Below are 21,358 nucleotides of genomic sequence, written 5' to 3' on the forward strand. Positions count from 1 at the left end.
ATCGGACAGCACGGAGGGACAAATGGGCTGGAGTTACCGTAAATCCATAAAGATGGGACCGTTCAGGCTCAACCTCTCGCGCAGCGGCGTCGGGCACAGCTACGGCGGGCGGGGCTTCCGCGTCACCAAGACCGCCGACGGCCGCCGCACCATCACCGTGAACCTGCCCGGCGGCTTCCACTGGCGCAAGACGCTGGGCGGAAGCCGCGGCTGAGCCGCGGCCGCCGATCAGCCGCCGGCGGCGGCCAGCACGCGGCCGGCGGCTTCGGACAGCGGGACCTCCTCCTTGACGCCGGTCGCGCGGTCGCGCAGCTCGGCGACGCCCTGGGAGAGCCCCCTGCCGATGATCAGGATGGTGGGGACGCCCAGCAGCTCGGCGTCCTTGAACTTCACCCCCGGCGAGACGCCCGCGCGGTCGTCGACGAGCACGCGCAGGCCCTTGGCCTCCAGCTCCTCGGCCAGCCTCAGCGCGACCTCGACCTGGTTCTCCTTGCCGGTGCCGACGATGTGGACGTCGGCGGGCGCGACCTCGCGCGGCCAGACCAGGCCGAGCTCGTCGTGCAGCTGCTCGGCGAGGACGGCCACGGCGCGCGAGACGCCCACGCCGTAGGAGCCCATGGTGACGCGGATCGGCTTGCCGTCGGGCCCGAGCGCGTCCAGGCCGGCGGCGTCGGCGTACTTGCGCCCGAGCTGGAAGATGTGGCCGATCTCGATGCCGCGATCGATCGACAGCGGCTCGCCGCAGCGGGGGCAGGCGTCGCCGGCGCGGACCTCGGCGGCCTCGATGGTGCCGTCGGGCTCGAAGTCGCGCCCGGCCACTACGTTCGCCGCGTGCCTGCCCGGCTCGTTGGCGCCGGTGACCCAGGAGGACCCGTCCACGACACGGGGGTCCACCAGGTAGCGGATACCCAGGTCCTTGAGGACCTGCGGGCCGATGTACCCGCGCACGAGACCGGGATTGGCGGCGAAGTCCGCGGCCTCGAAGATCTCGGGGACGCCCGGAGACAGCGCCGCCTCCAGGCGCTTGAAGTCGACCTCGCGGTCGCCGGGCAAGCCGACGATCAGGGTCTCGGTCTCGCCGGAGCCCGGCGTGCGCACCTTGACCACGACGTTCTTCAGCGTGTCCGCGGCGGTGACGCCGAGGCCGTACCGGTCGTTGACCAGGGCGACCAGCGAGTCGATGGTCGGGGTGTCGGGGGTGTCGAGCACTTCGAGCGGCGGGTGCCCGGTGGTGACGGCGCCGGGGGCCCGCGTGACGACGGCCTCGGCGTTGGCGGCGTACCCGCAGGCGTGGCAGGCCACGAAGGTGTCCTCACCGGTGGCGCACGGGGCGAGGAACTCCTCCGAGGCCGAGCCGCCCATGGCGCCCGACATCGCGAAGACGATCTTGTAGCTCATGCCGAGACGGTCGAACAGCTTGATGTACGCCTCGCGGTGCAGTTCGTAGGACCGCTTGAGGCCGTCGTCGTCGAGGTCGAAGGAGTAGCTGTCCTTCATGACGAACTCGCGCCCGCGCAGGATGCCGGCCCGGGGCCGGGCCTCGTCGCGATACTTCGTCTGGATCTGATAAAGGATGACCGGATAGTCCTTGTAGGAGGAGTACTCCCCCTTGACCATGTCGGTGAACAGCTCCTCGTGGGTGGGGCCCAGGAGGTAGTCGGCGCCCTTGCGGTCCTTCAGGCGGAACAACGTGTCGCCGTACTCGGTCCAGCGGCCGGTGGCCTCGTAGTACTCGCGGGGCAGCAGCGCGGGGAACAGGACCTCCTGCCCGCCCATGGCGTTCATCTCTTCGCGCACGACCCGGGTGACGTTCTCAAGGACGATCTTGCCGAGGGGCAGCCACGAGTAGACGCCCGGCGCGACGCGGCGGACGTACCCGGCGCGGACGAGCAGCTTGTGGCTCGGCACCTCCGCGTCCGCCGGATCCTCACGCAGGGTGCGCAGGAACAGGGTGGACATACGCAGCAGCACGGCTACTCCTCGGTCACGGGGGTCGGCAGGTATACAGGTTATCGAGTCCGGGCGTGCGCCATCGCCTCCCGGCGGCCGTCCCCTCCCCGGCGCGCCGCCGCCACCGCCGCCGCGGGACGTCCATAGGCTGGGCAGCGGAGCACACGCGGGCACCCTCCCCCGCCCGGGGCCGCACGAGGTGACCGGACTGCGGCATCTCGATGACCTGCGCCGCGCGGGTCTGGCCGGGGCCACCGTGTTCCGCGACAATCTGCTCCAAGACGACGCGGGGCGTCGAGCCCCGCCTAGGGAGGCCGCATGTCGCTCCGCGTGGCGATCGTGGGATCCGGTCCCGCCGGCATCTACACGGCCGAGGCGTTGACGAAGCAAGCAGGCGAGCCCGTCGAGATCGACGTGCTGGACCGCCTGCCGACCCCGTACGGCCTCGTGCGGTACGGCGTCGCCCCCGACCACACCTCGATCAAGTCGATCGCCGGTTACCTGCGGAGGGTGCTGGAACTGCCCGCCGTCCGGTTCCTCGGCGGGGTCGAGCTCGGCTCGGACGTCTCCGTGGCCGACCTGACCGCCGCCTACGACGCCGTGGTCTACTGCACCGGCGCCATGGTGGACCGCCACCTCGGCATCCCCGGCGAGGACCTCCCCGGCAGCGTGGCCGCCACCGACTTCGTCAACTGGTACTGCGGCCACCCCGACGTGCCGCCGGACACCTTCTCGCTGGACGGACTCGCCGATCCCGACGTCGCGGTGATCGGCGTCGGCAACGTCGCCGTGGACGTCGTCCGCGTCCTGGCCAAGGCCGCCGACGAGCTGCGCTCCACCGACGTCCCGCACGAAGTGCTGGCCCGGCTGGCCAAGAGCCAGGTCAAGGGCATCCACATGATCGGCAGGCGCGGGCCCGAGCACGCCAAGTTCACGCTGAAGGAGCTCCGCGAGCTCGGCGAGCTGACGAACTGCGACGTGCTGGTCCGCCCGGACGAGGCCGGCGCCGGGGAGATCGGCGGCCTGCCGCGGCAGATCCGCGGCAACGTGGAGGTCCTGCGCTCCTGGTCGGCGCGGGCCGCCGCGGGACGTCCCCGCCGCCTGGAGGTCCGGTTCTGGCTGCGCCCGGTCGAGATACTCGGCACCTCCCGCGTGGAGGGCCTGCGGCTGGAGCGCACCCGGCTGGCGGACGGCCGGGTGGTGGGCACCGGCGAGTACGAGACGATCCGGGTGGGCATGGTGCTGCGCTCGGTGGGGTACCAGAGCGTCGCGCTGCCCGGCGTGCCGTTCGACCCCGCGACCATGACCGTGCCGAACGCCGCGGGGCGGGTGGCCGAGGGGCAGTACGTCGCCGGGTGGCTCAAGCGCGGCCCGACCGGCGTCATCGGCACCAACAAGTCCGACGCCGCCGAGACCGTGCGCACCCTGCTGGCCGACCTGGCCGCGCGTCCCGGCCGTCCCGCCCCCGGCCCCCGGCTGGACGAGGTGCTGGCGGCGCGCGGGGTGTCGCCGATCACCTACGACGACTGGCTGGCCATCGAGGGCGCCGAGGCCGCGCTCGCGGCGTCGCTCGGGCGCGGGGAGCACGTCAAGCTGGTCGGGCGCCCGGCCATGCTGGCGGCCTGCGGGCGCACACCCCCGGCCGTGCCGATCACCTGAGGCGCGCCGGGCCATCCGGGCGCGCCGGTCGTGTGCGGCCGGTCGTGTGCGGTTCAGGCCTCGCCGAGCGTCAGTTCCGCGCGGCGCAAGGCGGCCGACAGCGTCCTGATCGTCGCCGGCTCGTCCATGACGCCTCCGGCCGCCTCGTCCCGCCGTTCCTCCCAGGCGCGCACTCGGGCGGCGAAGGCGTCGCGGTGCTCCAGGTGGAAGGCGTACACGGTGGCGTACCTGCTCACCAGGTGCGAGGGGTGCATGTCCCAGCCCTGGGGGAATCCGTGGCGCAGCGAGTGGCGCACGAGGGCGGCGTGTGTCCGCCACAGCGCGTGGACGTCCGGCGTGGCGCCGGAGGCCGGCGAGGCGGCCAGCGAGCCGTCCGACAGCTCCACTCCGGTGCCCGCGAGCGCCACGCGCATCACCTCGCGGGCGTGGTCGCACACCGGGTGGTCCAGGCGCTGCTCGTGCGGCGGCAGGCCGCAGGCGGCGGTGTAGTCGAACACCCCGAAGTGCGCCGCCGCCAGCCGCCCGCCGAGGGAGGCCACGAGGCCGGGCGAGCGTGCCAGGAACATGACGGTCTGCGGCGCCTCGACCTGCATCTCGAACCGCAGCGTCCCCGCGGGCAGGCCGAGGCCCGCCTCCAGCTCGCCCAGGCACGCGGCGAACTGGCCCAGGTACTCCTCCATGAGCACCTTGGGGAACGTGACGGTGAAGCCGTCGGGCAGGCCGCCCGCGTGGGCGAGCACGGCGGTCAGGAAGGCGTCCAGCGTGCGCAGCGAGCGCGCGGGGTCGCCGTCGGCGAAGGACTTGACCCGCAGGCCCCAGCGGCGGGGCAGCGTGCCGCCGGCGCGCATCGCGGCGACCGCCTCGGCCGCCGCCACGGCGTCGGCGTCCTCGCGCTCGCCGGGCGGGACGCCGTACCCGTCCTCGAAGTCGATCCTCAGGTCCTCGACGGGCTCGGCGGCCAGCTTGGCGGCGACGCGGCCCCGCACGTCGGCCGCGAGGTCCCCGCCCATGGGGCCGAAGACGGCGGCCAGGGCGCGGGCGTCGGGGAGGTGGGTCTCCAGCAGGGCGAGGGCACGCTCGCCCCAGGAGCGCACGGTGTGCCGGTCGAAGCGCCCCGCGGGCACGTACACCGTGTGCACGGGCCGCCAGGCGTCCGGCGGGCCCGGGAAGCGCTCACGCTGCCCGGCGAAGGCCGCGGCGAACCCTGCCGGGACCCGCTGCTCGCCGAGCGTGAGGCGCACGTCAGATCGTGTCCACGAGGTGGCGCCACCGGCGCACCAGCGCGGCGTCCACGGGGTGGGACCAGGACTCCCGCACGGCGCTGCCGACGTGGAAGGCCCGCACGCCGTAGTCCAGCAACGGGGGCACCAGGTGGGGCTGCAGGCCGCCGCCCGCGAGGATCAGCGGGGCGTCCCCGGCCTCGGCACGCGCGCGCAGGACGGGCAGCCCGGCGGCGATGCCCGACGGCGCGCCCGAGGTCAACACGGTGGCGAGGTTCGGCAGCAGGCGGACGGCGCGCCAGCTCGCCTGCACGTCGGCGGCGTTGTCCACGGCCCGGTGGAACGTCCAGGGCAGCGGCGTCACCGCCTGGATGAGGGCCTCGGTGGCCGCGAGGTCGACGGCGCCCTCCGCGTCGAGGAAGCCGAAGACGAACCCGGCCGCGCCGGCCTCCGCCAGGGCGCGCACCTCGTGCTCCAGACCTTCCAGCTCCTCTGGACCGACGGTGAAGCCCGCATTGCTCCGGAGCATCACCATCTGGGGCAGCGCGGACTCCTTGGCGATCGCCGCGACGGTCTCCGCCGCGGGGGTCAGCCCGCCGACGGACATGTCGGCAACGATCTCCAAGCGGTCCGCGCCGCCCTCCTCTGCGGCCACGGCGTCGCGCACGTCCAGCGCGATCACCTCAAGCAGCGATCCGGTCATGGGTCCAGAGAGTATCGGACCCTCATGTCCGGAGTTGGACCGCTACCGCCCACAGGCCGTCACCTGTCCGGGATTGGACGGCTAAAGAGGATCTTTCCCAGGTGGGGGATCACATTTTGATATGCCCTGATCTCGCATGGTCGCACCGACGGGACCGGGCTCAGCGGGCGAGCACGTGCGCCGGCACGCGGCGGCGGGCACGCGGCACGGCGTGCGCCGTCGGGTCGGCGGCCCGCTGGAACAGCGCGCCCGACGCCCGGTGCGGCAGGTCCACCGTGCGGACGTGGCGGAAGCCCAGCCCGCGGTAGTAGCCCTGCAGCGCCGGGTTGTCCTTGGAGCAGTCCAGCCGCAGCCACCGCCGCCCGGTGGCGGCCACGCGCAGCGCCGCCCAGTCGAGCAGCGTCTCCCCGAGCCCCAGGCCGGAGAACGCCCGGTTGACGGCGAGTTTGTGCACGTACAGGCCGGTCTCCGGATGGTCGGAGCGGCGCCAGAACTCCGGGTCGGCGTGCCCGTCCAGGGCCACGGTGGCCGCGGGCATCCAGCCCTCGCCGGTGTCCTCGGCTCCGTCCATCACGTACAGGGAACGCTCGGCGATCAGGGGCTCGATCCGGGCGGCGGGGAAGCCGCCGGCCGGCCACTGGCGGATCCCACGGCTGTTGAGCCAGCCCGCCGCCTCCGCGAGCAGCGCGAGGACGCCGGGGAGATCGTCGGGGGTGGCCGTGCGGAGGGTGAGGGAGCTGAGTTCGGCCCGCTGGAGGGTGTTGGAGGAGGAGGACGTGTTGGAGTACTCGGAGTACACGGTTCATCCTTTCGTCGCCGTGGGTGACGCCTCGGGCACGCAGCGTGTCCGATGGGGGGCGTGCGGCTTTCTCAGTGAAGGCCGGTGCGAACGGCGTTCGCCGCAGAGCCGGCGAGCCGGGCGGGTCTCCTGGGCCCGGTGAGCCCGGTGTGCCCGGTCGGCGCGTCAGCCGGAATGCGGCCCCTGCCCGCCCCCACGGCGGGCCCGCGCGGCCGCGTCACCGCGTGGAGCGGCGCGCGCGAGGTCAGCTCAGTTCGAGCTCGTACCTGATCAGATGCTTGTCGGAGGGCAGCACCGACACGGCGACCCGGACCGGGGTGTCATCACGGTCATATCCAACTCGGACATATACGACAACAGGGGTACCAGGTTCGAGCTGCAGGCGCGAGGATTCCTCGGGAGTCGGCATACGTGCGGAGATGTCGTCCACAACGCGGACCTGCCGGTGGCCCAGCTCCTCCAGGACGCGGTTGGCGCCGCGGGTGATGTCCGCGGGGCGCGCGATCTCGGAGTCCCGGACGAGCGCGTGCGGGAAGTAGGAGTCGTTGGTGTTGTAGGGCTGGTCGTCGACGTAACGCAGGCGGCGGCGCACCACGGCGAGGGCGTGCTCCTCCAGCTCAAGCCGGGCGGCGATCTCCTCGGGCGGCCGCACGATGGAGACCTCGATCTCCTGGCCCGGCTTGCGTCCCTCCTTGGTCACGGCCTCGGCGAAGGCCTCCCTGCGCAGCACTCCCGGTGAGGCGCTCAGCTCGTCCTGCGGGCGCATGAGCAGGGCACGGCGATCGCGCACGAAGCTGCCCCGGCGGCGCATCCGCGTGATCAGGCCCTCGTTCTCAAGCTCCGCCAGCGCCAGGCGAACCGTGTTGCGGCTGACCTCATGGCTGTCCATGAGGTCCAACTCGGTGGGCAGCTGGGCACCCGGCCCGAGCTCACCGGAATAGATGGCCCTGCGCAGCTCGCCGGCCACCTGCTGATACAGCGTCGACCGTGCCAAATCTCACCTACGGTTCCGTCCTTTTGTACCTACGAATCTAGACGATCTCGATCTGACAGCAAACAACCCCTTGACCCAAGCGTCTCCACCCCGCATTATCCAAACGTTGGTACAAATCCATCAAAGGGCCGGCGAGGGGGTGAGGGCCTGTGCTGGCGGTCCGAGCGGGCAAGCCGTACCTGCCGTGGCACGATCCGCGCGAGGCGACGCGTCTACTGCGTTACGCGTTGCACCGCGAAGGGTTCACGCACACCTACCAGAGCAGCGGAAACGGCATGTCGGTGCTGTCGGTGACGAGCGAGCTGACCGTCTGGTGCAGGAAGGGATCGTTCGTCTGGAACGAGGACGGCCTCACCGTCACCCATCCGGCGGCCGACCCGGTCGGCGCGGCCCGGCTCGTGACGCGCCATCTGCGAAGGCCCGCCGACGAGCGCCCCGATGAGACGCGGGCGCGCGGCGAGTCGCCTCCCTCAGACTCCGTGCGATGAACGGCGGCCAGGACCCCAACCCTCGCCGGGGTCCTGGTAGCCGCGCCGGGGCGGAACGTGTCCTGGCGGGTCCCCCACGCCCGCCAGGACACGTCTTCCGTATGACCGCCGTTCCCGGCCGTCATCGCTCCACGGGCGGCGCGTCCGCCGTCACGCTCCACGGTCATCCGGCGCGGCGACGCCCGTCAACCCCGGCGATGGGGAATCGGTCCTTCAGGTGAGGAAATTTCCGTCATTTCCGAATGATGGCCCCGGGCGTGTCGCGCGCCCGCGCCCCACCGGCATCGGCGCCCCCGATATCCCCGAATCGGACACCCGTGGGCCCGCGCTCCCGGCGCCTCTCGCGGCGCGCGGAGGCCCCGGCCGGAGTTCTCGGAAAATGCGGTATATCCAACACCGCTCCCCCTCTTGACGGCGCGCGCCCGGCCCCGCCCGCGACATCCCGGCGGATCGCCCCTCCCGTAAAGACGCTGATCACACGGTCGCGCGACCGGGCAGCCCAAGCAAGTGCTTGCCCCGACACGGCCGGCGCGCGCCCGGAACCGGACACCTCACCGGCCTCCACTTCGTCATCCCACGCTTGACCTGAACCAGCGTTGAGGTTGCATGCTGGTCGCGGAGTTCCGGCGGTCCACGGCGCGGAGACAGGCGGGGCCGCGCCACCGAGGGAGGCGAGGACGACGATGAGCACCCCAGCGGCGCGGGTGGCCACGCCGCGCGGTGCGGTCCCGGCCCACGGGCACACCGTGCGCGAGGACACGACCGCTCCCCCGGTCGCCCTGCCGCCCGTCGCGAACGGCCGGCACGACCAGGCGGGCGCCCCGGAGGCCGCGCAGCCCATCGTCGAGCCCCGTCACTTCAGAAACGTGCTCGGCCGGTTCGCCACCGGCGTCGTCGCGATCACGGCCATGGACCCGGCCACCGGCGAGCCCGCCGGCATCGCGGTCAACTCCTTCACCTCGGTGTCCCTCGACCCCCCGCTGGTCGCGTTCTGCGTGGCCCACACCAGCTCCACCTGGCCGCGGCTCAGGCAGGCGGGCCGGGTGTGCGTCAACGTCCTGGCCGACCACCACGAGGACGTCAGCAGGCAGCTCGCCGCCAGGGGCCCGGACAAGTTCGCCGGCCTGGCCTGGACGTCCTCCCCCGGCGGGCATCCTCTCATCGACGAGGCGCTGGCCTGGATCGACTGCTCGATCGAGGCCGAGCACCCGGCCGGAGACCACCTCATCGTGGTCGCCCGCGTCCACGACCTCGGCACGCACGCCGACCGCGGGCCCCTGCTCTTCTTCCGCGGCTCCTACGGCCGGTTCGACGGCTAGGGCCTCACGCCCGCAGGAGCTCGCGCAGGGCGTCGGTGAGGCGGCCCGGGGCCCCGGGCGCGTCGGAGAGGTAGAGGTACGGCTCGGTCAGCTCCAGCTCGATGAGGGCGGGAGTCCCGTCCGGCAGGCGAACCAGGTCCACGCGGGCGTACAGGAGCGGTTCCGCGATCTGGCCGAGGACCTTCTCGGCGAGGGCGACCTGGTCGGGGGCGGGCGTGCGGAGCTCCGCGCCCACATGGTCGGCGCGGGGCCGCGCGGTGCCATGGGCGGCCAGCATGGCGGTGCGGCGGACGGCGTGGCTGAACCGCCCGCCGAAGTACAGCAGGGAGAGCTCGCCCTCCTCCTCCACCATGCGCAGGTAGGGCTGCACCATGGCCGTCCCGCCCTTGGCGGCGATGCGCCCGGCGTGCGCCGCGGCCTCGGACGCCAGGCTCGTGCGGATGGTGTCGCGCGCCCCCGCCGAGACCGCCGGCTTCACGACATACTCCTCGAAGGACGGCGGCCGGAGCTCCTCTCCGGGGCCGACCCAGGTCGTGGGCACGGTCGGGACGCCGGCGGCGGCCAGGGCCCGCAGGTAGGTCTTGTCGGTGTTGCGCTCGATCACCGAGGGCGGGTTCAGCAGCCGCGTCGCGGCCGACGCCCGGCGCGCCCAGGCGATGAACTCCCCGCGCCGCTCCACGTAGTCCCACGTCGAGCGCACCACGGCGGCGTCGAAGGCCTCCCAGACCGCGGCGGGGTCGTCCCAGCGCACCGCGGCCCCGTCGACGCCGGCGTCCCGCCAGTGGGCGAGCATGACGTCCCTGTCGTCGTCCGGGCCGTCGTAGGTGACGTAGGCGATCTTCACGACACTCCATCCCATGAGCTGACATGTCAGTACCGTGAGCATCGTACGGTCATGTCGCCGGGCGAGCCCCGGCGAGCCCGGCGCCCGTCCGGTACCGGTCCGAGGCCCCGGCCAGGGCCGCGCTTTACCCCCGGGGTTCTTCGGGCGGGCACGCGGCGGGTACGAACGTCATGACAGGGGGAATGGTCATGACGAAGATCGCGAAGGTCGTCGCCCTTGCGACAGCAGCCCTGTTCACCATGGTCACCGTCCCGGCCGCGACGGCCATCGCCGCCGTCACCGCCGCGATCCCGGTCGCCGGAGGACCTCCCGGCCCGGAGGAGAAGAGGTCCGTCAGCGCGGAGCAGTACCGGGTCCTCACGTCCCAGTGCCGGTACGCCGACACGGCCGAGGCACGCCGCGCCTGCCGGAAAGAGGTCACCGCGAAGTACGTGATCGGCGCGGCGGCCGCCCCCGACCTCGACTGCCGCACCTACTCCGGCGTGACGGTCTGCGGCACGCTCACCCTGGGCCCGAAGGAACAGCAGTGCGTCGAGCGCTCCGTCTCGCAGGGCCTGGCGTTCCGCCGCGCGGAAGTGGAGTGCTACGCCTTCGCCTGAGCGCGCCCGTCACCACGCCTCCAGGCCGAACTCCGCCTGCGCCCGGTGCTCCATCCGCATGCGCCGTGGCTCGTAGGCGGCGTAGAAGTCCCTGCCGCATTCGAGGTCGGCGAGCGCGGCGGCGATCTCGCGGGCCAGGTACGGCCGCGCGTCCTGCGGGAGCAGCGGCGGCGCGTAGAAGGCCGTCTCCGGGACGCGGTCGTCGGGCTCCTGCATCCGGCGCCCGAGCCGCCTCTCCTCCGCCAGGAAGACGGCCGGTCCCCGGTCGACCAGCGCCGAGGGCGTCGCGGACGGGACGGCGTGACCCGCGCGCCGCAGGCAGGCGGCCATCCGCGCGCCGAGCCGGGTGAGCCGCGGGTCGGTGTCCAGCTCGGCGGCGACGAGCTCCTTGATCCGCGCGTCCGCCTGCGTCAGGTGGTCGTAGCGCGAGGTCACCTTCTTGCCCGTGACGGTCTTGACCGCCTCCGCGTAACAGGCGTCGTCGGCGTCCTGGTAGGCGTGGAGCTGGGTCGGCGAGAGCGCCAGCCGGATCGTCACGTTCGGCTCCAGCGGCTCCTCGACCGGGGCCATGGGGTTCCCGAACTCGCGGGGATAGGCGTAGAGCGCGAACACCCCGAACCCGTACTTCTGCCGGAAGCGGCGCAGCGCCGGGTACTCCCCCATGTCGCGGGCCCGCGCCTCCGCGGCGTCCCGGCGGATGGGGTTGGCGCGCGTGCCCACCGTAGGGACGTACCTGAACCCGTGCCGCCTCATGCAGTCCGCGCGCATCTCCTCCCGCCACGTGGCCGCGTCCCGCCCGCCGCCGTCCCGGGCCGCGCCCGCGTCGCGGAGCTCGGGGACGCCGCACACCGCCAGGACGACCAGGACGGCCGGCAGGAGGCGCGCGGCCCGGCGCGACACCGCGAGCGCGGCCCGCCATCGGGCCGCCCGGCCCGGCACGGGGGTCACAGCAGCACGCGCCGCCGGGCGCGCAGCGGCGCCGCGCCCGCGACGACGATCAGCAGGACGAGCACGCCCAGATGGGACAGCTCCTGACGCCCGTAGAGGACGTACCCGTACCCGCCCACCAGGGCGTTCTCCACGCAGGCGACCACGACCGGCGTCACGGCGAGCGCGGCGGCGACGGCCCAGCGCGGATCGGCCGCGACGCGGCCCGCCCATACCGCCAGGCACAGGAGCACGACCTCCAGGCCGACCCTGGCCATCTCGCGCGCCGATCCGGGCTGCACGGTCAGCCACGAGGACGGGTCGGCGCCCGCCACCAGCGGCGCCACGAGCCACCATCGCCACGTCCGCGTCCTGACCGGGACGCGCCGCGCGGCCAGCGCCAGGAGGCCGAGGAAGGCGAGCGCGTAGGCGGCGACGGGCGCGACCGGGCCCCCGGTGGAGTACAGCGCGGGCAGGCGCCACCAGGCGTCGGGGAAGACCGGCAGCAGCGTCTCGTCCAGCCAGGGACGGCCGAGCACCACGGCGACGACCTTGGCCCCGACCAGCGCCACCAGAAGGAGCGCCGTGCGGATCCTGCCCCGGGTCACGGCCAGCAGCGCCGCCGCCGCCAGCGCCGTCCACACCGGGACCGACCCGGCGTACGGCAGCAGGACGCCCACGTTCATCGCCGCCAGCGCCGTGACGCCGAGGTGCGTGCCGTCCCGGAGGCACGGGACACGGCCCGCGTCGAGGGCGCGCGCCCGCAGACCACCGGCGACCAGGGCCAGCGCCTCACGCGACGAGGGCACGCGGCGGCCGGCGTCGGCGGCGAGCAGCGTGGCGATCATCTCGTCGCCGTGCCCGGCCCGGTGCCCCGGCGGATAGGCGCGCAGCAGCCATCGGTACCGGCGCTCCAGAGGGGTCACGGCGCGCCCGCCGCCCGCGGCCGGGCGCCGCCGGCGGGCGTCACGCCGGCGCCGTCCCGGGGGCGCGGCCGGTGACGATCGCGGCGGCCTTCTGCATGCGGCGGGCCTCGGCGGTGACCACGCCGTCGCCGTGCTCGGTGAGGCGGTAGTAGCGCCGGGGGCGGCCGTCCACGACCTCCTCGTGGTCCAGGACGATCAGGCCGTGCGTGGCCAGCCGGTCGAGGGCGCCGTACAGGGTGCCGACGGGGAGCCTGATGCGGCCCTCGGACAGGTCCAGGACGCGCTTGATGATGCCGTGGCCGTGCAGGGGACCGTCGAGGAGGGCGGCGAGGATGAAGTAGGTCGGCTCGCTCACCGTTGAGGATCCGGTGGCCATGGCCGAGACCATACTTCGGGGCCAGAAGTATGGTCAACCGGGGCCGCCCGCGCGCCGCGGGGCCGCCTTCAGGGCCTTCTCCACCGCGGCGAGCGTCTCGTCGGTCAGCATCTCCCCGTGGCCGCCCGCCCAGTAGCGCTCGACCATCTCGAACACCACCACCTCGGCCTCCCGGAGGTACCCGGCGACCCGCTCGGGACCGGCCCTGACCGGGGCGTCGCTGCGCAGCACGGTGAGGTCGGCGAAGTACGGGGTGATCCACGGCGTGGACTCCCGGGTGAAGGAGTCGCCGACGATCAGGGTCCGCGGCCGGAACAGCGCGGCGCGGGTGGTGGCGTTGGTCACGCGGAAGGCGATCGGCGCGTCCCGGTCGTCCTGGGCGAGGCGGCGCACCCCGTCCCGGTCCAGCCGCCAGCGGGCGGCGTCCTCCCGGCGCGGGGCGCCGAGCAGCCTGCCGAGGTCGCCTTCGCGCGGCGACCGCCCGAGGAAGGTGAGCCGCGTGCCGCCGGCCAGGGCGGGCCGCAGGACGCGGGCCAGCTCCGCGCCGTACAGGGCGGCGGAGCGCTCGCTCCAGTGGCTGTCGGTGCGGAAGTAGGCGGGCTCGCCCGTGTCGCGCTGCAGCCGCAGCAGCGGGGCGCGCAGGTCGAGGTACCCGGGCACGCGGGCGGCCTCCAGCGCGGCCCAGAGCTCCGTCTTGCGGCTCCGCAGGCAGCCCTCGCCGAGGAACCGGTCCGGCAGCTTGTCCGGGGAGACGGTGGTCTTGTCCGGCGCCACGGTGAACACGAACCCGCGTCCGGAGCCGCGCACGATCTCGCCCAGCCTGCGCACGCGGTCCAGGACGCCGGCCGTCGTCCCGGCGGGCCGGCACGCCTCGGCCACGTCGTCGCCGAAGTACAGCCAGCCGTCGCGTCCTTCGATGACCCGGGGGTAGGCGCGGGGGCCGGCGGTCGCGTACGAGGGCGGCTCGCCGAAGAGCCTCTCCGACAGCAGGGTGTGGGCCCGCACGGCCTGCCCGCGCAGGGGCAGATGGTCGACGGCCCACGCCTCGAAGCCGGTCGCGAACCGCCGCGACAGCGCGGGGAAGGCGGCCGGCTCGCGGTTCTCGATCTCGTCGGCCCTGTCCCCGGCGGCGAACGCCACGGCGGGGCCGAAGAAGAAGAGAAGCGCGGCGAGGGCGGCGACGCGGCGGCGACGGCGCGGGGAGGGCGTCCCGGGGGTTCTCGTGAGAGCCGCGGTATCCATGATCAGAACTGGTAGTAGAGGAACGGGCTGAAGGTCCCCGCGGCGACGAGCACACCCGCGTACGGGGCCGCGACGAAGGTCACCGCCGCGCGCGCCGCCGTGACCGCCCACCGCGCCGCGCCGTCCCTGCCGCGCTCCAGCAGCCGTCCGAGGCTTTGCGAGCCGGGCAGCAGCACCACGGTCATCGCGAGGGCCAGGACGACCGTGCGCCGGTGGTCGAGGGAGAACAGCACGAACTCGTCGAGCCCGCCGCCCCGCGCCCCGGCCATCGCCCCGAGCATGCCCGCCGCCTGGGACAGGTCGGCGGACCTGAACAGGACCCACCCGGCGACGACCAGCAGGAAGGTCGCGGCGCGGCGCAGCACCAGGGCGGGGACGCCGCCGGGCGGCCTGTCCCAGCCGAGTGCCCGCTCGGCGACGAGCAGGCCGCCGTGGTACAGGCCCCAGCACAGGAACGTCCAGCCGGCGCCGTGCCAGAAGCCGCACAGCACGAAGATGACCAGCAGGTTGCGGTAGGTGACCGCCGTGCCGCGGCGGTTGCCGCCGAGGGGGATGTAGACGTAGTCGCGGAACCAGCGCGACAGCGAGATGTGCCAGCGCCTCCAGAAGTCGGTGACGGAGTAGGCCGAGTACGGCCGGGCGAAGTTCTCCGGCAACCGGAACCCGAACATCGTGCCCAGGCCGACCGCCATGTCGGAGTACCCGGAGAAGTCGAAGTAGATCTGCACGGTGTAAGTCAGGGCCCCCACCCAGGCGGTGGCGGCGCCGATCTCCCCGCCGGGGACGGCGAACGCGGCGTCGGCGATCGGGGCGACGGTGTCCGCCACGATCACCTTCTTGGCCAGGCCGAGGGCGAAGCGGGGGAAGCCCGCGGCGAGGTCGGCGTACCGGTCGCGCGCGGTGTCGGCGAGCTGGGCGGAGATCTCGTGGTAGCGCACGACCGGGCCCGCGACGAGCTGCGGGAACATCGCGATGTAGGTGACGAACCCGACGAGGCCCCGCTGTGCGGGCCTGCTGCGCCGGTACACGTCCACCACGTAGGAGATGTGGTGGAAGGTGAAGAAGGAGATGCCGATCGGCAGGGCGAGGTCCACGATCGGGCCGTGCCCGAGGCCGAGCACGCTCGACAGCGCGTCGATCTGGCGGCTCGCGAACCCCGCGTACTTCCACACGGCGAGGAGGCCGAGGTCCCAGGCGACCGCCCCCACGAGCACGGTCCTCCGGCCCCGCGCCGAGATCCGCGCGGAGTCGATCGCGATGCCCGCCGCGAAGTTCACCAGGATCGCCGACACCAGTAGCGCCACGTACGGCCCGGCGCCCCAGGCGTAGAAGACCAGGCTGGCCACGGCCACGACACCGTTGCGCAGGCGCCGGGGCGTCGCCCAGTACGCCACGAGGGTGACGGGCATGAAGAACCAGAGGAACAGCGGGGAGGCGAACGACATCGGTGGGCGCTCAGCCCTCGCGGCCGGTCGCGGCCGTTCCCGCGCGCCGTGAAGGGTCGTCGGGCATGCCGGCGACCATACATCGCCTCGCGAAGTATGGTCAAGGTCGCCGGATACGGCTCAGATCGGCGCCACGCCGTACACCGGGTCGGGCATCGGGGCCTCGGCGAGCAGCTTGCCGACCGCCTCGCCGATCTCGTGCAGCTCCCAGCGGGAGCCCTTGTCGACGCCCGGGCCGTGGGTCCAGCCCGTGGCGATGGAGATCATGCCGCCCTCGACCTCGAAGACGCGCCCGGTGACGCCGGAGGACTCGGCCGAGCCCAGCCAGACCACCAGGGGCGCCACGTTGGCCGGGTCCATGACGTCGAAGCCGGACTCGGGCGGGGCCACCATGGAGGCGAACGCCTCCTCGGTCAGGCGGGTGCGGGCCGAGGGCGTGACCGCGTTGACCGTGACGCCGTAGCGGGCCAGCTCGGCGGCGGCGGTGTGCGTCAGCGCGACGATCCCGGCCTTGGCCGCGGCGTAGTTGGCCTGGCCGACGCTGCCGAGCAGCCCGGCGCCGGAGGTGGTGGTGACGACCCGCGCGTCCAGCGTCTCCCCGGCCTTGGCACGCTCCCGCCAGTACGCGGCGGCGTGCCGCAGCGGCAGGAAGTGCCCCTTCAGGTGGACGCGGATCACGTCGTCCCAGTCGTGCTCGGTCATCGAGACGATCATGCGGTCCCGCAGGTAGCCGGCGTTGCCGACGAGCACGTCCAGCCGGCCGAAGGCGCTGACCGCCGTCTTCACGAGCCGCGCCGCGCCCTCCCAGTCGGCCACGTCGTCGCAGTTGGCGACCGCGTCCCCGCCGAAGTCGCGGATCTCCTCGACCACCGCGAGCGCCGGGGCGTTGGAGCGTCCTCCGCCCCGGGTGTCGGTCCCGAGGTCGTTGACGACGACCTTGGCGCCCTGGCGGGCGAACTCCAGGGCGTGCTGCCTTCCGATGCCGCGCCCGGCACCGGTCACCACGACGACGCGTCCCGCACAGATACCGCTCATTCACCGTTCCTTTTCCGGAGCAACCATCGGAGTTTTCCCTGGAAATGGCGATATATGTGGGTAGCTCCGCAACCTCCTGATTCTGCCGGGCACGGCGAGGAGGCGCTCCGTGGCGGAGCGCCTCGCTGCGGGGCCGGGGTCAGGGCGTGACGGGCAGCAGGCCGGTGAGCACCTCGGCGGCGGCCTGGCCGCAGACGCGGGCGGCGCCGTGCGTGGCGATGTGGACCGCGCCGAGGTCGGTGCGCCCCGGCAGGCCCATCTCGACCACGATCGCGTCGGGCCGCGCCGTCAGCAGCCGGTTGAGCGCGTCGGTCTGCCAGGGGTGGCGGTGGGCGTCGCGCACCACCAGCACCAGCGGCCGGTCGGCGGCCGAGCGCAGGACGGTCTCGTCCAGTTCCCCGGCCTCCTCCTCACCGGCGCGGGTCACCGTCGTCCCGGGCAGCAGCTTGCCCAGCGGCTCGCCGACGCCCCACGGCATGTGCTTGTCGATCGCCAGGTTCATCAGGGGCGTCAGCTCCACCACGTGCGGCGCCGCGGCGAGCGGCAGCACGGCCCCGGGGTCGGCGCCGGCGATCCGGATGGCCCGCCGGGCGGCGGCCAGCCCCGGCGGCACGTGCCCGTTCCCGTCCGCGTACCCGGACGAGGGCACACCGTCGAGCAGCGCCGTGGCGCCCGCGTGGCCGTCCAGCCCCACATGCCCGTCCAGGTCCGGAGCGGGAGCCCCGTGCCCGTCCAGCGCCATGGCGGCGGCCGTGTGGCCGTCCAGGTGCGCGCCGAGGGTCAGGGTCTCCCGGACGGCGGCGGGCTCGGGGACGGGGAAGGAGCCGGTCCAGGTGGTGAGGGCCTCGACGCGGCGCGCGGCCTCGGCGAGCCTCTCCTCGGGCATCGTGCCCTCGGCGACCGCGTCGGCGATCGCCTCGCGGATCGTCACCACGACCTCGTCGCCCGCGTTCTCGCCGCCGACGCAGATCAGGTCGGCTCCCGCGGCGACCGCCCGCACGCTGCCGCCGCCGATGCCGTACCGCTCGACGATCGCCGCCATCTCCACGGCGTCGGTGATGGTCACGCCCTGGAAGCCCATCTCGTCCCTGAGCAGGCCGGTGAGGATGCGCGAGCTGAGCGTGGCGGGCAGGTCGGGGTCGTAGGCGTTGACGAGCAGGTGACCCGTCATGATCATCTGGACGCCCTCGGCGATGGCGGCGCGGAACGGGAGCAGCTCCACCTTGTGGAGCTGCTCGAGCGACGCCGCGACCGACGGCAGCCCGTGGTGGGAGTCGACCGCGGTGTCCCCGTGTCCGGGGAAGTGCTTGGCGCAGGCGGCAACGCCCGCCGCCTGGAGCCCCCGTACCCAGGCGGCGGTGTGCCGCGCCACGAGCTCGGGATCGGCGCCGAAGGAGCGCAGGCCGATGACGGGGTTGCGCGGGTTCGAGTTCACGTCGGCGGCGGGCGCGAAGTTGACGTTCACCCCGGAGGCGGCGAGGTCCAGGCCGATGCCGTACGCGATCTTCTCGGTGAGGCCGACGTCGTCGACCACGCCGAGTGCGTAGTTGCCCGGGCGCGAACTGCCGGTGCTGGCCTCCAGCCGGGTGACGTCGCCGGCCTCCTCGTCGATGCCGATGACGGCCTCGGGGCGTTCGGCGCGCAGGGCCGCGGTCAGCTCGGCGAGTTCGGACGGCGTCCCGACGTTCCTGGAGAACAGCACCACGCCCGACAGCCCTTCGCCGAGTCGGCGCCGCAGCCAGTCCGGGGGTGTTCGTCCTTCGAACCCGGGGAGGAGGACCGAATCGGCCAGACGCAGTAGCTGAGGGCTGCGCTTCATGCACTCTCCTCGCCTGGTGGCATCGGCGGCTCGCGCCGGAGGCTCGCAGGACCGTTACGGGGCGCGGCGTCCGCGGAAAGGCATCGCCTCCCCGGGCGCCGTCTCGGACATTTCGACAATCTAATAGGAAACTTTCCTGTTTTCCATACCCACGACCATGGGATTTCGGTGGATGAGAACGCTCCCAAAATTGAGGCAGGCCCCAGATAGTCTCCCGAGGCGGGCCCGGTGGCGCCGGGTGCGGCGGCTCCGCCCAGGGCTCAGAGACGCTCGATGATCGTGACCTCCGCCTGGGATCCGTCCTCGGCCACCTGGAGGCCGTAGCGCCCCCCGGTGCGTTCCAGCTCGTGGAGCAGCGAGGTCAGCGTCCGCGCCCCCGACGCGCCGAGGGCGTCGCCGAGCGCGAGGGCACCGCCGTTGGGGTTGATCCGCTCGGAGTCCACGCCCGTCTCGCGCGCCCAGGCGAGCGGCAGGCAGGCGTAGCCCTCGTCCGCCTCGACGACGTCCAGCCGATCCGCCGCCATACCCGTTCGGTCTAGCGCGCGGGCGGTCGCGGCGGCGAAGGCGGGCGGGGCGGCGGGATCGCAGGCGCGGGCGGACGCGTGGTGGACGCGGGCGCGCGGGTTCAGCCGGTGCGCCCGCACCGCGTCCGCGGAGGCGATCAGCACGGCCGCGGCGCCGTCACAGGGCTCGGCGGTCAGCGCGGCGGTCAGCCTGCCGCCGCCGGCGAACGGCTCCAGGGCGGCCAGCTCGGCGAGGCCGAGGTCCGGCCGGGGGCCCTCGTCGGCGAGCAGGCCGGCGGCCGGGACGACCTCCCGCTCGAAGCGCCACTCGCCGAGGGCGCGGGCCGCGCGCCGGTGGGACCGCACCGCGAACTCCTCCATCTCAAGGCGCGAGACGTCCCACTTCTCGGCGATCGTCTCGGCGGCCCGCAGCGGCGGGAACGCCCGCCCGCCGTACCGGGCCCGCCATCCGCGCGATCCCGCGACCGGCTCGGCGTCCGAGGGCGGGACCATGCTCACGCTGCGCACCCCGCCCGCCACGACCAGCCCCGCGCTCCCGCTCCACACGGCGCGCGCGGCGGCGTGGACGGCCTGCTGGGACGACCCGCCCCGGCGGTCCAGCGTCACGCCGGGCACCTCGGGCGGCATCCCGGCCGCCAGCCAGCACGTCCGCGCGAGGTTGCCCCCCTGCGGCCCCGCGGCGTCGTCGCACCCGAGCACGATCTCGTCCACGGCGGACGGGTCCGCCCCGGTACGATCGATCAGCGCACGGACGACCAGCGCGCCGAGGTCCGCGGGATGCGCCGTGGCCAGGCCCCCGTCCCTGCGGCCGGCGGGGGTGCGCACGGCGCCGATGATGTAGGCCTCGGTCATCCGGGGAACCGCCCTTCCGGTCGTCCGCGCGGTCGAATCGCACCAAGCGCTTGGTCGGCGCGGGAACGCAGTGTGAGCAGGTGACTCGCCATCCGCGTTAGGCGAGCAAGCGATTGCACCGACCCCCATAATGGAGGACGTGAACACCCGAAAGAACTCCGGCGGCGCCTCCGCGGTCGCGACGACGCCCGCGGCCGGCGGCGCCGCGGCCGGGCGCACCGTCCGCCGCGCGGCCTCTTCGGGCTCCGCCTCCGAGCGCCGGGAACATCTGGTGAAGCTCGCCGCCGAGCTCTTCGCCCGCAAGGGCTTCCAGGCCACCACCGTGCGCCAGATCGCCGACGAGGCGGGCATCCTCTCGGGAAGCCTGTACCACCACTTCGACTCCAAGGAGTCGATCGTCGACGAGGTCCTGTCGACGTTCCTCCACGACCTTATCGGGCGCTACCGGTCGGCCCTGGACGGCGGCGGCGACGCCCGCGCGGTGCTGTCGGAGATGGTGCGCATCGGCTTCGGCACCCTGGAGCCGCACCGCGCCGCGATCACGGTGATGCAGAACGACTGGAACTACCTGCGCTCCCTCCCCGGCGACCGCTTCGACTACCTGATCAAGGCCGAGGACGAGGTCGAGCGCATGTGGGTGGGCCAGATCAAGCGCGGCCAGGCCGAGGGCGCGCTGCGCCCGGACGTCGACCCCAAGCTGACCTACCGCATGATCCGCGACGCGATCTGGGTCGCCGTCCGCTGGTTCCGTCCCGGCGGGCGGCTCAACCCCGCGGCCCTCTCCGAGCACTACATCACGGTGCTCTTCGACGGCCTGGCCACGGGCGAACGGACCAGCCACCCCGCATGACCCCGCTCCACAAGGCCGTGCGGCTGGCCCTGACGGAGGCCGCCGACCCGGCCAAGGCCCCCGCCATGCAGGCGTACATGAAGTCGGCCATGCCCTTCCTCGGGGCGCAGGCCGCGCCGAGGCGGGCCGCGGTGAAGCGGGTCTTCGCCGAGCATCGCATCGACACCGCCCCCGAGTGGCGCAGGGCCGTGCTCGCGCTGTGGCGCGACGCCGAGTACCGCGAGGAGCGCTACGCCGCGATCGAGCTGTGCGCCTACCGCTACTACAAGCCCTTCCAGACGCTCTACACGGTCCCCATGTACGAAGAGATGATCGTCACGGGCGCCTGGTGGGACTACGTGGACGAGCTGGCCGTCCACAGGATCGGCGGGCTGCTGCGCGCCTACCCCGACACGATGCGCCCGCTCATGCTGGAGTGGGCGGGCGACCCCGACCTGTGGAAGCGCCGCACGTCGATCCTCTGCCAGAACGCCTTCAAGGACCGCACCGACCTCGGCCTCTTATACGCCTGCATCGAGCCGAGCCTCTCGGACACCGATTTCTTCGCCCGCAAGGCCATCGGCTGGGCCCTGCGCGAGTACGCCAAGACCGACGCGCGCGAGGTGCTCCGGTACGTCACGCTCAAGGGACTGAACGGCCTGAGCCGCCGCGAGGCGCTCAAGAACCTCCCCGTGCGCTGAACCCGCCGCGTCCGCCGTCCGTCGTGAGTACGGCGGGACGGACGGCGGGATGAACGCGGCCCGGACACGGCGCGTGGTCGGCGTCCTGTGACCGTCGAGTGACATCG

21 protein-coding genes are annotated in these 21,358 nt (G+C 73.6%); 7 read left to right on the forward strand and 14 right to left on the reverse strand.

All coding sequences use genetic code 11. The annotated features are described in order from the left end of the window. Window positions 1-22 precede the first annotated feature (22 nt). Window positions 23-214 carry a DUF4236 domain-containing protein gene (locus BJ982_RS34615; protein ID WP_184887146.1) on the forward strand — a complete coding sequence of 64 codons (192 nt, stop codon included), beginning with the start codon at window positions 23-25 and terminating at the stop codon, window positions 212-214. Window positions 215-228: 14 nt separating this feature from the next. Here BJ982_RS34615 and BJ982_RS34620 read toward each other — a convergent pair whose 3' ends face one another. Then, window positions 229-1,971 carry a proline--tRNA ligase gene (locus BJ982_RS34620; protein WP_184887148.1) on the reverse strand — a complete coding sequence of 581 codons (1,743 nt, stop codon included), beginning with the start codon at window positions 1,969-1,971 and terminating at the stop codon, window positions 229-231. A gap of 297 nt (window positions 1,972-2,268) precedes the next feature. On the opposite strand from BJ982_RS34620, the gene BJ982_RS34625 reads away from it, so the two are divergent. Beyond that, a complete protein-coding gene (locus BJ982_RS34625) occupies window positions 2,269-3,609 on the forward strand; it encodes an FAD-dependent oxidoreductase (protein WP_184887150.1) in 1,341 nt (446 codons plus the stop codon). A gap of 53 nt (window positions 3,610-3,662) precedes the next feature. Here BJ982_RS34625 and BJ982_RS34630 read toward each other — a convergent pair whose 3' ends face one another. From BJ982_RS34630 to BJ982_RS34645, 4 genes are all read right to left on the reverse strand, one after another. Continuing rightward, window positions 3,663-4,850 carry a DUF6986 family protein gene (locus tag BJ982_RS34630; RefSeq protein WP_184887152.1) on the reverse strand — a complete coding sequence of 396 codons (1,188 nt, stop codon included), beginning with the start codon at window positions 4,848-4,850 and terminating at the stop codon, window positions 3,663-3,665. A 1-nt stretch (window position 4,851) separates the two neighbouring features. Beyond that, on the reverse strand, window positions 4,852-5,532 hold the full coding sequence (locus BJ982_RS34635) for a copper homeostasis protein CutC (protein WP_184887154.1): 681 nt from the start codon (window positions 5,530-5,532) through the stop codon (window positions 4,852-4,854). Window positions 5,533-5,692: 160 nt separating this feature from the next. After that, entirely contained in the window at window positions 5,693-6,331 is a 639-nt protein-coding gene (locus tag BJ982_RS40760; RefSeq protein ID WP_184887155.1) for a GNAT family N-acetyltransferase, read from the reverse strand. Window positions 6,332-6,575: 244 nt separating this feature from the next. After that, complete coding sequence (locus BJ982_RS34645) at window positions 6,576-7,325, reverse strand: GntR family transcriptional regulator (RefSeq protein ID WP_184887157.1); 750 nt, start codon at window positions 7,323-7,325, stop codon at window positions 6,576-6,578. Between the two features lie 149 nt (window positions 7,326-7,474). On the opposite strand from BJ982_RS34645, the gene BJ982_RS34650 reads away from it, so the two are divergent. Both BJ982_RS34650 and BJ982_RS34655 read left to right on the forward strand, forming a co-directional pair. Further along, window positions 7,475-7,813, forward strand: a complete 339-nt coding sequence (locus BJ982_RS34650) for a hypothetical protein (RefSeq protein ID WP_184887159.1) — start codon at window positions 7,475-7,477, stop codon at window positions 7,811-7,813. 683 nt (window positions 7,814-8,496) lie between these two features. Beyond that, a complete protein-coding gene (locus BJ982_RS34655; protein WP_184887161.1) occupies window positions 8,497-9,132 on the forward strand; it encodes a flavin reductase family protein in 636 nt (211 codons plus the stop codon). 4 nt (window positions 9,133-9,136) lie between these two features. On the opposite strand, the gene BJ982_RS34660 is transcribed toward BJ982_RS34655, so the two are convergent. Next, window positions 9,137-9,976, reverse strand: a complete 840-nt coding sequence (locus BJ982_RS34660; RefSeq protein WP_239123187.1) for an ATP-grasp domain-containing protein — start codon at window positions 9,974-9,976, stop codon at window positions 9,137-9,139. Window positions 9,977-10,164: 188 nt separating this feature from the next. On the opposite strand from BJ982_RS34660, the gene BJ982_RS34665 reads away from it, so the two are divergent. After that, complete coding sequence (locus BJ982_RS34665) at window positions 10,165-10,575, forward strand: hypothetical protein (RefSeq protein ID WP_239123185.1); 411 nt, start codon at window positions 10,165-10,167, stop codon at window positions 10,573-10,575. Between the two features lie 9 nt (window positions 10,576-10,584). Here the strand turns inward: BJ982_RS34665 and BJ982_RS34670 are convergent, their stop codons facing one another. From BJ982_RS34670 to BJ982_RS34705, 8 genes are all read right to left on the reverse strand, one after another. Then, window positions 10,585-11,523: a hypothetical protein gene (locus BJ982_RS34670; protein WP_184887165.1), complete on the reverse strand. Its 939-nt coding sequence runs from the start codon at window positions 11,521-11,523 to the stop codon at window positions 10,585-10,587. Continuing rightward, a complete protein-coding gene (locus tag BJ982_RS34675; protein ID WP_184887166.1) occupies window positions 11,520-12,428 on the reverse strand; it encodes a hypothetical protein in 909 nt (302 codons plus the stop codon). The genes BJ982_RS34670 and BJ982_RS34675 overlap by 4 nt, the downstream gene beginning before the upstream one ends. A gap of 40 nt (window positions 12,429-12,468) precedes the next feature. After that, window positions 12,469-12,804 (reverse strand): PadR family transcriptional regulator, encoded by a 336-nt coding sequence (locus BJ982_RS34680; protein ID WP_184887168.1) that lies wholly within the window; start codon window positions 12,802-12,804, stop codon window positions 12,469-12,471. Window positions 12,805-12,837: 33 nt separating this feature from the next. Then, entirely contained in the window at window positions 12,838-14,046 is a 1,209-nt protein-coding gene (locus BJ982_RS34685; RefSeq protein WP_184887170.1) for an alginate O-acetyltransferase AlgX-related protein, read from the reverse strand. A 2-nt stretch (window positions 14,047-14,048) separates the two neighbouring features. Then, window positions 14,049-15,491, reverse strand: coding sequence for an MBOAT family O-acyltransferase (locus BJ982_RS34690; protein ID WP_184887173.1), 1,443 nt, complete (start codon window positions 15,489-15,491; stop codon window positions 14,049-14,051). 120 nt (window positions 15,492-15,611) lie between these two features. Continuing rightward, window positions 15,612-16,526 (reverse strand): SDR family oxidoreductase, encoded by a 915-nt coding sequence (locus BJ982_RS34695; RefSeq protein ID WP_184887175.1) that lies wholly within the window; start codon window positions 16,524-16,526, stop codon window positions 15,612-15,614. Between the two features lie 139 nt (window positions 16,527-16,665). After that, the gene (locus BJ982_RS34700; protein WP_184887177.1) at window positions 16,666-18,345 is read right to left on the reverse strand and encodes a glycoside hydrolase family 3 protein; all 1,680 of its coding nucleotides are present in this window, start codon (window positions 18,343-18,345) and stop codon (window positions 16,666-16,668) included. Window positions 18,346-18,605: 260 nt separating this feature from the next. Further along, a complete protein-coding gene (locus BJ982_RS34705; RefSeq protein ID WP_184887179.1) occupies window positions 18,606-19,721 on the reverse strand; it encodes an acetyl-CoA C-acyltransferase in 1,116 nt (371 codons plus the stop codon). A gap of 139 nt (window positions 19,722-19,860) precedes the next feature. On the opposite strand from BJ982_RS34705, the gene BJ982_RS34710 reads away from it, so the two are divergent. Further along, window positions 19,861-20,571 carry a TetR/AcrR family transcriptional regulator gene (locus BJ982_RS34710; protein ID WP_239123184.1) on the forward strand — a complete coding sequence of 237 codons (711 nt, stop codon included), beginning with the start codon at window positions 19,861-19,863 and terminating at the stop codon, window positions 20,569-20,571. Beyond that, on the forward strand, window positions 20,568-21,251 hold the full coding sequence (locus tag BJ982_RS34715; RefSeq protein WP_184887183.1) for a DNA alkylation repair protein: 684 nt from the start codon (window positions 20,568-20,570) through the stop codon (window positions 21,249-21,251). Before BJ982_RS34710 ends, BJ982_RS34715 begins: the two co-directional genes overlap by 4 nt. The last annotated feature ends 107 nt before the right edge of the window (window positions 21,252-21,358 follow it).

Source organism: Sphaerisporangium siamense (assembly GCF_014205275.1).
GTDB lineage: Bacteria > Actinomycetota > Actinomycetes > Streptosporangiales > Streptosporangiaceae > Sphaerisporangium > Sphaerisporangium siamense.

What these genes read in the sequence shown, in the direction of transcription:
- BJ982_RS34615 (WP_184887146.1), top strand. Translation starts at nt 23, where the DNA reads ATGGGCTGGAGTTACCGTAAATCCATAAAGATGGGACCGTTCAGGCTC.
- BJ982_RS34625 (WP_184887150.1), top strand. Translation starts at nt 2,269, where the DNA reads ATGTCGCTCCGCGTGGCGATCGTGGGATCCGGTCCCGCCGGCATCTAC.
- BJ982_RS34635 (WP_184887154.1), bottom strand. Translation starts at nt 5,532, where the DNA reads ATGACCGGATCGCTGCTTGAGGTGATCGCGCTGGACGTGCGCGACGCC.
- BJ982_RS34655 (WP_184887161.1), top strand. Translation starts at nt 8,497, where the DNA reads ATGAGCACCCCAGCGGCGCGGGTGGCCACGCCGCGCGGTGCGGTCCCG.
- BJ982_RS34665 (WP_239123185.1), top strand. Translation starts at nt 10,165, where the DNA reads ATGACGAAGATCGCGAAGGTCGTCGCCCTTGCGACAGCAGCCCTGTTC.
- BJ982_RS34680 (WP_184887168.1), bottom strand. Translation starts at nt 12,804, where the DNA reads ATGGCCACCGGATCCTCAACGGTGAGCGAGCCGACCTACTTCATCCTC.
- BJ982_RS34685 (WP_184887170.1), bottom strand. Translation starts at nt 14,046, where the DNA reads ATGGATACCGCGGCTCTCACGAGAACCCCCGGGACGCCCTCCCCGCGC.
- BJ982_RS34690 (WP_184887173.1), bottom strand. Translation starts at nt 15,491, where the DNA reads ATGTCGTTCGCCTCCCCGCTGTTCCTCTGGTTCTTCATGCCCGTCACC.
- BJ982_RS34695 (WP_184887175.1), bottom strand. Translation starts at nt 16,526, where the DNA reads ATGAGCGGTATCTGTGCGGGACGCGTCGTCGTGGTGACCGGTGCCGGG.
- BJ982_RS34700 (WP_184887177.1), bottom strand. Translation starts at nt 18,345, where the DNA reads ATGAAGCGCAGCCCTCAGCTACTGCGTCTGGCCGATTCGGTCCTCCTC.
- BJ982_RS34705 (WP_184887179.1), bottom strand. Translation starts at nt 19,721, where the DNA reads ATGACCGAGGCCTACATCATCGGCGCCGTGCGCACCCCCGCCGGCCGC.
- BJ982_RS34715 (WP_184887183.1), top strand. Translation starts at nt 20,568, where the DNA reads ATGACCCCGCTCCACAAGGCCGTGCGGCTGGCCCTGACGGAGGCCGCC.